General features: G+C 40.1%; 12 protein-coding genes. 8 read left to right on the top strand and 4 right to left on the bottom strand.

Annotated features, from left to right (window positions below; genetic code table 11):
• Nucleotides 1-50 precede the first annotated feature (50 nt).
• Nucleotides 51-1,217, bottom strand: coding sequence for a glycosyltransferase family 4 protein (locus tag ESV85_RS12685; RefSeq protein WP_146918138.1), 1,167 nt, complete (start codon nt 1,215-1,217; stop codon nt 51-53).
• A 391-nt stretch (nt 1,218-1,608) separates the two neighbouring features.
• Between ESV85_RS12685 and proC the strand changes: the two genes are divergently transcribed.
• Nucleotides 1,609-2,409, top strand: a complete 801-nt coding sequence (gene proC, locus ESV85_RS12680; protein WP_146918136.1) for a pyrroline-5-carboxylate reductase — start codon at nt 1,609-1,611, stop codon at nt 2,407-2,409.
• A gap of 285 nt (nt 2,410-2,694) precedes the next feature.
• On the opposite strand, the gene ESV85_RS12675 is transcribed toward proC, so the two are convergent.
• From ESV85_RS12675 to alaS, 3 genes are read right to left on the bottom strand one after another with little or no spacing between them, the layout of a single operon-like run.
• On the bottom strand, nt 2,695-3,792 hold the full coding sequence (locus ESV85_RS12675) for a TlpA disulfide reductase family protein (RefSeq protein ID WP_223275992.1): 1,098 nt from the start codon (nt 3,790-3,792) through the stop codon (nt 2,695-2,697).
• A 15-nt stretch (nt 3,793-3,807) separates the two neighbouring features.
• Nucleotides 3,808-5,268 (bottom strand): Asp-tRNA(Asn)/Glu-tRNA(Gln) amidotransferase subunit GatB, encoded by a 1,461-nt coding sequence (gene gatB / locus ESV85_RS12670; RefSeq protein ID WP_146918132.1) that lies wholly within the window; start codon nt 5,266-5,268, stop codon nt 3,808-3,810.
• A 21-nt stretch (nt 5,269-5,289) separates the two neighbouring features.
• Complete coding sequence (alaS, locus tag ESV85_RS12665) at nt 5,290-7,914, bottom strand: alanine--tRNA ligase (RefSeq protein WP_146918130.1); 2,625 nt, start codon at nt 7,912-7,914, stop codon at nt 5,290-5,292.
• A 516-nt stretch (nt 7,915-8,430) separates the two neighbouring features.
• Between alaS and ESV85_RS12660 the strand changes: the two genes are divergently transcribed.
• The 7 genes from ESV85_RS12660 to ESV85_RS12635 all read left to right on the top strand — a co-directional run bounded on the left by ESV85_RS12660 (nt 8,431) and on the right by ESV85_RS12635 (nt 13,104).
• Nucleotides 8,431-9,537: an alanine racemase gene (locus tag ESV85_RS12660; protein ID WP_146918128.1), complete on the top strand. Its 1,107-nt coding sequence runs from the start codon at nt 8,431-8,433 to the stop codon at nt 9,535-9,537.
• A 233-nt stretch (nt 9,538-9,770) separates the two neighbouring features.
• The gene (gene nudK, locus ESV85_RS12655) at nt 9,771-10,349 is read left to right on the top strand and encodes a GDP-mannose pyrophosphatase NudK (protein WP_146918127.1); all 579 of its coding nucleotides are present in this window, start codon (nt 9,771-9,773) and stop codon (nt 10,347-10,349) included.
• Nucleotides 10,350-10,398: 49 nt separating this feature from the next.
• Nucleotides 10,399-10,632, top strand: a complete 234-nt coding sequence (locus tag ESV85_RS22310) for a hypothetical protein (RefSeq protein WP_191322003.1) — start codon at nt 10,399-10,401, stop codon at nt 10,630-10,632.
• Nucleotides 10,622-10,906, top strand: a complete 285-nt coding sequence (locus tag ESV85_RS22305; RefSeq protein ID WP_191322002.1) for a type II toxin-antitoxin system RelE/ParE family toxin — start codon at nt 10,622-10,624, stop codon at nt 10,904-10,906. Before ESV85_RS22310 ends, ESV85_RS22305 begins: the two co-directional genes overlap by 11 nt.
• Nucleotides 10,907-10,917: 11 nt before the next feature.
• Complete coding sequence (locus ESV85_RS12645; protein ID WP_146918125.1) at nt 10,918-11,415, top strand: SRPBCC family protein; 498 nt, start codon at nt 10,918-10,920, stop codon at nt 11,413-11,415.
• Nucleotides 11,416-11,468: 53 nt separating this feature from the next.
• On the top strand, nt 11,469-12,107 hold the full coding sequence (locus ESV85_RS12640; protein WP_146918123.1) for a DUF2306 domain-containing protein: 639 nt from the start codon (nt 11,469-11,471) through the stop codon (nt 12,105-12,107).
• A 43-nt stretch (nt 12,108-12,150) separates the two neighbouring features.
• Nucleotides 12,151-13,104, top strand: a complete 954-nt coding sequence (locus ESV85_RS12635) for a CorA family divalent cation transporter (protein ID WP_146918121.1) — start codon at nt 12,151-12,153, stop codon at nt 13,102-13,104.
• Nucleotides 13,105-13,278 lie beyond the last annotated feature (174 nt).

Here is a 13,278-nt window from a genome sequence, read left to right as displayed (position 1 = left end):
GCTCGATTTCATAGGTAAAAATTCAAGTTTTATCGATGACCAAATATAAGTTATTCCGCGCGATCATTCATCTTCAAAACGAGTTGGTACTGAGTAAAAATTTCATTCTGAACTTGAATTCGTTCATAATTTTCACAAACCTCCTCATATAGCTTAGCTGCCAGTTCTGCCATCTTATCACGCTTGACATAGGCAAACTCCATAGCTTCCTTAAGTATTTCCACATTTTTTACCGGGAAAATCAACCCAGTTTTCTGCTGTGAAATAACATCTGTATTACCAATGATATCAGAACAAATAACAGGAACTTCCATCGCCCCTGCTTCTAAGAGCACATTTGGAAAGCCCTCTCTATGAGATGGATGCACAAGCACATCTGCCAAAGCAAGATAGTGCGCCACATGATCTGACCAATCTATCTGTACGATTCTAGGGTGATCGGTAATGATTTTTATAGTCTCTGGATCAAGAGGATTTAGATCTTGTTCGAAGCTTCCAAGTAGTACGAGCTTTGATTTCCCTACGATTTTCGAGCTCAAAAAAGCATCTACTAATTCTTGTATCCCCTTGTCTTTGACTAGTCTGCCCACCGACAAAATAATAAAATCATCTTCACCAGGGAGTATTCGCATCGTAGCAGCTACCAGATGATTTTCCTTCAAAACTCCACGATTGAATTTCTCGAGGTCAATACCGTTTGAGGAGCCCTTACCTATTACTGTGAGTTTCTCCGAAGGACAAAGGTTATTTTCTATCACAAAATTCTTTAGCCCAATAGAATTTGGCCATACATGAGTAGCGTAACTGTAGGTCAGCTTCTCGATTTTTTCCAAAAGTCCTTTCTTTCTACCTTCAGCCGCCATGAATGGAATACCTGCAAGGGTGTGGATTCTCACTTGAACTCCAGCGAATTTTGCAGCAATCATCCCCAATAATCCTGCTTTTGGGGTATGCGTATGCACAATATCAGGCTGTTCTTTTTTGATCAGCTGATATAGTCTCCAAAGACATTTTAGATCTTGAAAAGGTGTGATTTTACGGGTAAATGGTATGACTTCATGCCGTGCACCTTCTGCGCGGACTACCTGAGGAATTTCTCTACCATCGGCACTTACCATCAGCACATCCCATCCCTGCTCCTTCATATACTTCATTTGCCCTGCAAGCAATAATTTCAGGGAAATAGGAACGGTGGTGATTCGAATAAGTTTTGGCATCAAAAAGGGATTCTATCTAAGGGGACGAATGTAAGACTTTTGAGTCTTTTAACCCTGAAAAAACGCAAATGGTATTCCAAAAAGAAGATTTAATAAGTGTGCAACAGGTTATATCTAGTCCAAACCTGCTGCAGTTATGTGGATCATAATTATAAAAAGAAAAAATTCATTGATTCTAACCCCTATCTTCCAACTCAGAGATCTCCTCCAAAGCTACGCATTGGAGGAGATCATTAAAGAAAGCGCGGTTAAGGACCTATACTTTCCTAATCTGATTAAATATCAATTTGGAGCAGAATGATAAAACCTGCATAATATTTTATGAATCTGCACAAAAACAGCCTTTTTGTTTACCTTTAATCAACAAATCCAATCAATAATTATATTTTCTATGATTTCGAAAGTAAAAATAGCCATCATCGGCTGTGGTAATCTGGGAGCTTCCATCGCAAATGGACTATTGGGACGTGCTGATTTTGATCCAAAGAATCTTACACTTACCAAGAGACATGTGGAAAGCCTGAGTGATTTTGCGAAAAAAGGCGTGAATGTCCAAAGTGACAATATCTCTGCAGCAGCTAATGCTGACATTATCATCTTGGGTGTAAAACCCTATAACGTCGCTCCCATTCTTACCGAAATCAACCCTTCTCTCGATCCTAAAAAACAAATCATAATTTCATTAGCAACTGGAATTTCACTTGAAGAAATGTACCAGGTGATTGATCCGACTAGTATTGCTTTCCGTGCAATGCCAAATATTGCCGCGGATATTCAGGAGTCGGTGACCTGCGTATGCTCACAAAATGCAAATTCAGATCAAGTCAACTTAGTGACTGAATTGTTTAATGGAATCGGGTTTACAATACCTATTGATGAAAGTCTAATGGAAGCAGCAACTGTGTTGGGTGCGTGCGGAATCGCTTATGTATTGAGATTTATGAGAGCGATGATCCAAGGGGGAATTCAAATTGGATTTGACTCAGTCACCGCAAGTAAGATTGTAAATCAAACAGTCAAAGGTGCAGCTGAGCTAATGATCCAAAAGAACATACATCCTGAAGCTGCCATTGACAAGGTAACAACTCCAAAAGGTTGTACAATTGTTGGCTTAAATGAAATGGAGCACCAAGGATTCAGTTCTGCGATGGTAAGAGGCGTGATTGCCAGCTATGAAAAAATAGCGAAATAATTGATTTATTAATGAAATGATAATTTTCAAAGAATATTAACTCTAATTCAGGGAAAATTAATATTTACTTGAATAAGAATAATTTAAAGGTTGTTTTTCTTTTGAATCTTTTCAGTAGATTTGTCTTGGGTGATAAACAACTTTTACTATTCCTTTTTCGGTGACTCGATTTTTAAAGGAAGGACTGTTTGGTACTTTTTCTTCCTTCCTTTCATATTTCTTATCCACAAAAAATCCTTCTGAAAAAATCAGAAGGCTTTTTTGATGCATTATGCTAAGTTCAGATTAGTCAAAAATCTCTTCGAGCTTAGCTCTCAGGCTAGGGCCCCGAAGGTCTTTTCCGATAATTTTACCATCTGGATCTATCAAGTATGTAGCTGGAATGGCAGAAATCTGATAAAGCTCTGCAGCAGCAGAATTGAAATATTGCAAATCCGACACCTGAGTCCAAGTCAAGCCATCTTCTGCAATGGCTTCTACCCAAGCCTCTTTGGTACGATCAAGTGATACGCCATAGATCTCGAAGCCTTTATCTTTATATTCATCATAAAGCTTCACCACATTAGGATTTTCTTCGCGACAAGGCTTACACCAAGCTGCCCAGAAATCTATCATTACATATTTTCCACGCAAATCAGAAAGCTTTACCGTTTCACCAGCAGGATTTGGAAGCTCTATTTCAGGTGCTATTTGCCCCATAGAGAGTGATCTCATATCATCCAACTGCTGCTTTAGCTGAATAATTGTTTTAGTATCAGGATACTTCTCGTCAAGCTTAGCCACCAAACTATCCATAAACTGAAACTCATTCTTTGGATTCAATAAGCCGATAGCAGCAAGAGAAGCAAAACTATCTCCCATGCTGTTGATTACATTCTTAACCTCTGTAGACTGATTACTCTCCAGCGCCATTGCATCAATCTGAATCTGCTTGATCGTTTCTGTATCATTTTCGCCCATAGCCTTGTAATAGGCCTCATTGAGCTGATTTACTTTGGTTTGATATGCTTCCATCAATTTCTCGATTTTTAGCATTTCCTGAGTATCCTTAGAACCTTCAATAACAAGGCTTTCTGGATTAGAAAAGTCATAAGAAAGACTCACATCATCTTTGAATAGCGCAAGTCGAACTAGCTTTTCTCCATAGAAATTCAATTCATAGAAAGTAGGAGAATTCACATCCACCTCATAATTGAATTCACCCTTGTTATCCAGTTCAAGTGTATCCAAAACTATTGGACGGCTATCGGTGAATTGTGATAGTACCACAGCGCCTTCACGGGCATTTTCTATAGTTCCTGATATTTTGACTTTTCCATCTTTTGATTGCTTTTCCTCACAGGAGAAAAATGATAAGAGTACAAGTAAAACGATTACGTTCATTCGATTCAGCATGGGTTAATTCTCTAGTAATTCAGTCAATAATTTTGTTGCAACTTTAGGGTCGGCTTTGCCTTGGGATTTTTTCATTACTAATCCCATAAACAAGCCCATCAAGCCTTTTTTGCCTGATCTATATTCTTTCACTTTGGCAGCGTTTGCAGCCAATACTTCTTCTACAATTGGCTTCAGAGATGACTCGTCACTTTCTTGAATCAGGTTAAGTCTTTGAGCTATTTGCAGTGGGCTTTCCGTTGCACTCTTCAGCATCTCAGCATAGAGATTTTGCGAAGCTACTGTATAACTCACTTTTCCTTCATCCACTAATGCAATCAATGCAACGAAAGCATCAGTGCTGATTGGAAAATCATCCATGTGAAAAGACTGCTCATTCATGGATGACTTTACTGGGCCCATCATCCAGTTAGACGCTGCTTTATAGTTTTGGGTTTTACTGCAAAGCTCATTGAACCACATAGCAACATCCTTTGATTCCGTCAAAAAGCTAGCATCGTACTCCGGCAAGCCAAACTCCTCCACAAACTTCTTGTGGAGTTCTCTAGGCAAGACTGGCATCGTAGATTTCACGGAATTCAACCACTCGTCAGAAACCACCACAGGGCTCAAGTCCGGCTCAGGGAAATATCGGTAATCGTTCAGATCTTCCTTCGTACGCATACTGGCTGTAAGTCCAGTGTTTGCATCAAAAGTTCTTGTTTCAGAGATGACTTCTATTCCTTGCTCGATCAATCCAATCAAGCGCTCATGCTCATGCTCAATGGCACGGAACACGTTTCTGAATGAGTTCATGTTTTTCACTTCGACCTTTTTGCCTAGTTCAGTAGCACCTTTCAGCATCACAGAGACGTTGGCATCACAGCGAAGTGAACCTTCTTCCATATTACCATCGCAGACATCAAGGTATTTTACCAGCTTTTTCACTTCAGCCAGGAACGCATAAGCTTCCTCAGGACTATGCAAATCTGGCTCAGTTACGATTTCTATCAAGGGTGTACCAGCACGGTTGAAATCAACCAAGGTATCATCCTCTTCTGCCAAGTGAATGGATTTACCAGCGTCCTCTTCCATGTGAACACGGTTTAGGATCACTTCCTTTTTTGTTCCGTCGGCTAGTTGAATGGGCACAGTTCCTCCTACACAAATAGGTCCTTTATCCTGCGTAAGCTGATAACCTTTTGGAAGATCTGGATAGAAGTAATTTTTTCTTGCGAAGACATTATGTCGAGTAATCTCAGAATTACAGGCCAATCCCATCTTGATGGCATAGGTAATAGCTTTCCTATTGACCTTAGGCAAAGTACCAGGATGGCCAAGGGTAATCACTGAAATCTGCGTGTTGGGCGCTTCACCATACTGATTAGCGTCAGCAGCAAACATTTTACTCTCGGTCATAAGTTGCGCATGCACCTCAAGTCCGATTACCAACTGGTATTTATTCTTTAATTCTTCACTAAGCATCCGCGCGTATTTTCTATTTGTTTAAAGATATAATTCCTTAGCCTTGGTCACTACATTTTCTAGTCCAGCTAGATTTTTTCCTCCTGCAGTGGCAAAAAATGCCTGTCCGCCACCTCCGCCTTGAATCTCCTTAGCCAATTCTCTTACGATTTGCCCAGCATTTAAACCTTTGCCTGTAATCAGATCTTCGTCTATAATCACTGCAATCTGGGGTTTGTCTTCAATTTTGGCAGCCAAAATCACGAAAGCATTCTCCGTCTCATTTTTCAACTCATACGCCAGCTTCTTCAGAGAATCCGCATTTGGCAATTCTACCTGTGCGATCAGAGTATTGATTCCATCACCAACTACAAACTGCTTAAGCAATTCCACTTTTACACCTGAAGCTTTCTCCATGTGTAAGGAATCAATCTCTTTTTTCAAGTCATTTCTCTCTTGGAGCAAAGATTCAATTGACTTCATCAGGTCTTTAGGATGTTTCAGCAATTCCTCAATCTCCTTCACCAAACTCTCCTGCTTACGGAAATAATCCTCGGCTGACTTAGCAGTGATCGCTTCGATTCTACGAACACCAGAAGCACTTGATGCTTCAGAAATTATCTTGAACAAGCCAATTTTACTTGTTTGAGGTACGTGCGTTCCTCCACAAAGTTCCACGGAGAAATCTTTATCGAATGTAATCACACGGACGAAATCACCATATTTCTCTCCAAAAAGCGCGGTAGCTCCTTGTTTCTTAGCCTCTTCTATAGGCACATTTCTTTGCTCGGACAGCGCGATATTTTGTCTGATTTTCTCATTCACTATATCCTCCACCTTAGCAATCTCCTCATCTGATAATTTGCTGAAATGTGAGAAATCAAAGCGAAGCAGATTCTGATTCACCAAGGAACCACGTTGCTGTATGTGATCTCCCAATACTTCTTTCAAAGCCGACTGAAGCAAGTGAGTTGCTGTGTGGTTGTTCTCTGTCAAAAAACGCTTCTCGGCATCTACTTCGGCACCGAATTGAGCTTCTGGATTACTAGGAAGTTTTTCTACAAAATGAACAATCAGATCATTCTCTTTCTTGGTATCGATTACTTTGACATTCTCAGTCTCAGAAATCAACCAGCCGGTATCCCCTACCTGTCCGCCACTTTCTGCATAGAAAGGTGTTTTGTCCAAGACCAATTGATATTTATCGCCCTTTTTATCCGAAATCACCCGATACTTGATGATATGACAATGCGCTTTAAGGAAATCGTATCCTACATACTCGACTCCATTGTCCTCATTCAATATCACCCAATCTCCGGTTTCAGATTCTGAAGCAGCACGAGAACGGGTTTTCTGAGCTTCCATTTCTTGGGCAAATCCTTTTTCATCCAATGAAAGTCCGCTTTCGCGGGCGATCAGAGAAGTCAGATCCAGCGGGAAACCGAAGGTATCGTATAAATCAAAAGCTGTTTTTCCTGGAATTACTTTTTCGCCTTTTTCACTCAATTCAGCTTTAATCTGATCGAGCATTTTCAGTCCATTATCAAGCGTGCGAAGGAAGGAAGTCTCCTCTTCGAAAATCACTTTGGAAATAAACTCCTGCTGCTGTCTCACTTCTGGGAAAATATCTCCAAAATTATCAGCAATCAGACTTGTCAACTCATATAGGAATGGTTCGTGAAAGCCCAAGAACGTGTAGCCGTAGCGCACTGCTCTTCTCAGGATTCTACGAATCACATAACCAGCCTTGTTATTGGAAGGCAATTGCCCATCAGCGATGGTGAATGAAATAGCACGAATGTGATCTACAATCACACGGAAAGCAATGTCTGTCTGTAAATCTTCTCCGTAAACCTTTCCTGATTTCTTAGCCAAAGCTGCCAAGAATGGCGCAAATAAATCCGTGTCGTAATTGGAAGATTTGTGCTGAATAGCTCTCACCAATCGCTCAAAACCCATTCCTGTATCTACGTGCGTTGCAGGCAGAGGCTTCAAAGATCCATCTGAAACTCTGTTGAACTGCATGAAAACCAAGTTCCAGATCTCGATCACTTGCTCGTGATCGTTATTCACCAAATCTCTACCTGCTACTTGAGCACGCTCAGCATCTGATCTCAAGTCAACATGAATTTCGGAACATGGACCACAAGGTCCTACATCACCCATTTCCCAAAAATTATCCTTTTTGGAACCCATGATGATACGATCTTCGGGCACTATGGCTTTCCAAAGATCATAGGCTTCCTGATCCAAACCTAGGTTATCGCCTTCGTCACCTTGAAATACAGAAACATACAATCTGTCTTTTTGCAGACCATACACTTGAGTCAATAATTCCCAAGCCCATTCGATCGCTTCCTTCTTAAAGTAATCTCCAAAAGACCAGTTGCCCAGCATTTCAAACATGGTGTGGTGATAGGTATCCACGCCCACTTCCTCGAGATCATTGTGCTTGCCACTTACCCGAAGACATTTCTGAGAATTGGCGACACGGGAATATTTGGCGATTTCATTACCTAGAAATGCGTCTTTGAACTGGTTCATTCCCGCATTGGTAAACATCAAGGTTGGGTCATTTTTGACCACAATCGGTGATGAGGGAACGTAGTGATGTTGCTTGGATTGGAAAAACTCTATAAAGGTGCTCCGTATTTTCTTTGCTTCCATGAAGGTGTTGAGGCAATTAAGAATGCTATTTAGGCCGATTTCAGCCTTATATATTGGGTGACAAAATTAATAGAATTGGCGGTGTTACCTGCATTGCGGGGAGAATTTCTCTCTTTGAAAATCTTCCGCAATGGAGGAAACAATAAAAAATATTCTCGCGGCGACGCAACGGCGCGGCGAAGGATAAAGTGTCGTTCCTTTGGCTTTAAAAATTAAATCTCCCGCGATGGCGCTCCAGATAGCTATACGGGAGGCGCAATTTCTAATCTCTACAGCCTAAAGGTGCTTAACTTTTAAAAACCAAGCCTCAACTCCTCGGGAATCTCGTAAATCGTAATTCGTATTTCTTAAATATAAACTGTGAGGTTTTCACTAATCTCTATTTTCGTTGCGTCGCTGCGTCGCCGCGAGCAAAACCAAACTCGTTCAACTCTTCGGGAATCTCGTAAATCGTACTTCTCACTTCGTAAATCTTTCTTACTTTCAATAAAATTTTTAAAAACTCAATTATAACTAATGAGCTACCTCGATCAAATAACCTCCCCTACGCTACTTCTGGATGAAAAAATCTGTCGAGCTAACATTAAGCGAATGGCTGACAAAGCTGCGCGTCATGATATGAAGCTTGTTCCGCATTTCAAAACGGCGCAATCTCACCAAATCGGCGACTGGGCTAAGGAATATAACATCACTGAAGTGACCGCTTCCTCCATCAAAATGGCCGAATACCTTACTGGCCAGGGTTGGGTGAATATTCACATTGCTTTCCCTTTCAATCCACTTGAGATCCCAAAACTCAATAAAATAGCTGCTAAGCAATCCATTTCAGTACAATTGGTCAATGCTGCAACTGCTCAAATGCTAATTGATCAATTGGAGTATCCAGTAGGTTTTTTCATAGAAATCGATGCAGGTTATGGAAGAACGGGTGTTGAAGTATCTGATTTCGGTTTGATTGAGGAGATTTTATTGATTGCCAAAAAGTCTGACAAGCTCAATTTCAAAGGATTTTACCTTCATGCTGGTCACTCTTACTATATGCCAGATATTCCAGCGCTTTATGAGCAAACTCGAAATGCCCTGAGCATGCTGAAGCATAAATACAATTCTGAATACCCAAAATTAGTCACCCGAACTGGAGATACGCCAGGTTGTGCTGTGATGGAGGATTTCGGAGATATTGATGAGATGGGCCCTGGAAATTTTGTGTTTTATGACTTAATGCAAGCAGAATTAGGTGGCTGTGATAAAGAAGACATCGCCGTCTGCTTAGCTGTACCGGTGGTGGACATCAAAAAAGACCGAAAGGAAATTCTGATTCATGGTGGTGGAGTCCATCTGGCAAAGGATGTTTTGGTGGGAGAAAATGGCCTGAAAAACTTCGGGGAAGTAGTTTATCTCAATGAAAATGGTTGGACTATTCCTGAAGATAAATCCTTCCTCAAAAGTATTTCTCAGGAACACGGCATCATCAAAGCATCGGATGAACTCTTAGCAAAAGTGAAAGTCGGTGACATCCTTGGAATTCTTCCTGTCCATTCTTGCATGACTGCTGACTGTATGGGCGAATACATGACTCTGGATGGGAAGATGGTGGATCACGCAGAAGGCAGTGTTTCTTAATCAAATTGACATTAAAAAATATGCCGTTTCGCTATGTTGTACGTGCTAACTCAGGAAGAATGGTTGAGGTTCAAATCCCCCTAACCCACTTTTCTAAAGTGGGTTAGGGGGATTTTCGCATAATAAAACCAACTTAATCCTGATACTTGCAAGATTACAGATACTCATTTTAAAAATCCCATAATAGACCCAGACCAAAACTCTGGGTTTCTTTTTAACCACAAGCAACGCTCATGATCAAGGACATCAAACTTTTAAAAACTGAAGTGCTATCAGACAATTGGTACACGCTTCGGAAGATCACTTACGGATACACAAAGAAATCTGGTGAAGTCATCACCCAAACCCGAGAAGTATACGACAGGGGAAATGGAGCCACAATTCTTCTGTATAATCAACAACAGAAAACCGTTATTCTTACTCGTCAATTTCGCTTACCAACCTACACCAATGGCAATGAAACAGGCATGATGATCGAAGCTTGTGCTGGGCTGTTGGATAAGGATAATGCAGAGGACTGCATCAGAAGAGAAACTGAGGAGGAAACTGGGTATGTGGTCAAAGATGTGAAAAAGGTCTTTGAAGCCTACATGTCTCCAGGTTCAGTAACAGAGATTCTCTATTTCTTTATCGCTGCTTATTCCAAGGATATGAAAGTCAGTGAAGGTGGTGGTGTAGATCACGAAGAGGAAAACATCGAAGTGTTGGAAATGCCTTTTTACGAAGCTTTCGAGATGGTTAGCACCGGTGAGATAAAAGACGCCAAAACGATTATGCTGATTCAGCATTTGAGGTTACAGGGGATTCTTTAAAATCAATATCATTCACTTATTTTAAAAGTCTAAAATCTTATCTTACAGGATGGAAACGATCAAAATAAAAGTCAGTGAGAAGATCCGTGATAAAGTTTTATCTCTTCTCAAGCAATTTGATAAACAAGATCTTCAAGTGATTGAAAATGAGCATGATTTTGGATTTTCAGAACCAGAATTACAGAATGAATATGAGAAACTTAATTCTGGGAAAGCAAAAACCTATTCTTTAGAAGAAGCTGACGAAATTTTAGAAGAAACTATAAAGCGTTATGAATATTGAGATTCAGGATCTATTTCTGAAGAATCTCAATAGACAAGTAGCTTACATAGCAAGTGATAAACCACAAGCAGCTAGGAGGTTTAAGCAAAAACTCTTGAAACAAATCAAAACTCTTGAGCATCACCCACTCAAGCATAGAAAATCCATTTATTTCGATGATGTCACTATTCGTGATATGATTTTTATGGGATATACGATTATTTACAAAACTGAAATTGATAGAATAACTGTTTTTGGCTTAATGAAATACGAGCAAAATTTCTCAAAACACTAATACCCAACTTCATGTCCGCACAACTCGAAATCACCCGATACTTTACACATTCTAAAGATGAAGTTTATAACGCTTTTACCACTTCCGTGAGTCTGCAACAATGGTGGGGACCGGCGGGATATGAGATGGAAGTAAAAACCTTCGAGTTTCATCCTGAAGGAATTTTTCACTTTGTACTCAAAGGAAAAGATGGCAATGAAATGTGGGCAAAATGGGTGATCAAAGACATCAAGGAATCTTCCAAACTTCAGTTTATCAATAGCTTCTCAAATGAAGCTGGAGAAACAGTCAAAGCTCCAGAAGAGCCATTTGGTTCTGATTGGCCTATGGAAACGATCGTAGATCTGGAGTTTTATGTGGAAGACGGCAAAACCAGAATCGACCTAGTCTCCTTTCCCCACCATGCTTCTGATGTGTCCAAACAGGTATTCACTGACAATATTGGTAATATGGAACAGGGATTTGGTGGTACTTTTGACCAGTTGGAAAAGTATCTTTCAAAGAAATAGTCTATGTCAAGATTCTCTTTTCACAACATCTCTCGATCTAAAATCTACCATACATGAAAGCCTACACAAGAAAGATTGTCTGGTGGATATTTACCTTCCTTTGTATAGTCATAGGGCTCTATCCTATCATATACTTTATTATTGATAGAAACTTCGGCTTGCTTCAGTCGAAATCTGAAGAATTGCTAAGCAATCCGCTTTGGAACACTGCATTTTACACCCATATCATTTTGGGAGGTCTCGCCCTACTGATCGGCTGGACTCAATTTCCTAAGGCATTTCGAGACAGAAATAGGAAGATTCACAAGAAAATCGGTATGGTTTACGTCACCGCCGCATTCTTCAGTAGCATCGCTGGAATATACATTGGACTATATGCTACAGGAGGAATCGTCAGCATTCTTGGCTTTGTATCCTTGGGAATTATCTGGCTAGGCACTACGATGATGGGATGGCTTACAGCTAAAAAGGGAGATTTTGATTCGCACGAAAACTGGATGACCTATAGCTATGCGGCATGCTTTGCAGCAGTGATGCTCAGAATCTGGCTGCCTATCCTTATGAATATATATCAAGGAGAATTTATCCCAGCTTATCACATCGTCGCTTGGCTGTGTTGGGTTCCAAATATGTTAGTGGCATTTTGGATTGTGAGAAGAAGGAAGATGGCGAGTGTTTTAAAATTCACCTAGCAGTAAAATGACATCATACATGAGTCTAACATAAAGCTAACCTATGATCGAAATCCTCCTAAAAAATAAAAAGTCCTTCAAGGCTCAACATGTGAGCGAACTGACTGTTTCCGAGCTGGACTTTCACGTCATGCAGTTCTTGGATCATACCAATGCTGATTTAAGATGGCTGGAGGAGAACTATGAGCTGGATTTCACCATTATGAAGCATTACGAGGATATAGAAATCAGTTCTCACTTTTTGGAAAATGAGACACAGGCAGCATTTCACTTTTCTATCCCCTATTACAATCATGAGAAAACCATGATTGAGGAGCCATTATTTATCATAATTACCCAATCTGGCCTTTTCCTTTTTACCAGTGTAAATCTTGATACCTATTTCAATGAGATGTATCCAGCTAAAATAAATTCCCTGCAGCGGATAACGGATTTGAATGACATTTTTAAATTTCAGTTTGAGTTTATCTCTGACTATTTCGCAGATATCACGGAAAACCTCAGTAGAAAAGTGAAAAATCTAGCGAATGATATTCTGATACAAAAGGATTTTTCAAGCAATGTCATGGACATTATCACTAGACATAATTTCAACAACTTACTCATAAAAGAATCACTCCTCGAGACCACACGTGTGTTGAGATTATATATCAAAAGTGATTGGGAGCAAAAAGCGGAATTGAAGGAAAGTATAAGAGGCGAGCTGAATGATCTGACTGTGATTTCTGATTACATACAGTTTAATTTTGACAGATTGGATGACTTAAAAGAGAACGTTTCGAATAAAATTGACTTGGAGCAAAACCATATTTTTAAGATGCTCACGGTAGTTACGGTGTGTATTTCTCTGCCTACTTTCATTGCTGGGGTTTACGGGATGAACTTTGAAATAATGCCTGAACTGAAATTAGGATTTGGCTACCCTTTAGTTTTGCTAATAATGATTTTCTCTGCGATCCTGCCCTTCATTTATTTCAAAAGGAAAAAGTGGTTGTAGCCTAGTTTTCATTGTTTGAGCCAAACAAGATAGTCCTTTGCTGATCTCTGTGGTTAAAAACAAAAAAAAGCCCTGACTTTCAAATCAGGGCTTGTGGTTATAGTTGGCTTAATTATTAAACCACAAAGTTCGCAGGGGTCACAGTTCTAGTTTTAGCATTTCTAGAAACTGGAA

The sequence above is a fragment of the Algoriphagus aquimarinus genome (assembly GCF_007997215.1).
Classification (GTDB): domain Bacteria; phylum Bacteroidota; class Bacteroidia; order Cytophagales; family Cyclobacteriaceae; genus Algoriphagus; species Algoriphagus aquimarinus_A.
The sequence above is the reverse complement of the archived record's forward strand: the minus strand, read 5'-3'. Positions and strand labels throughout refer to the sequence as shown.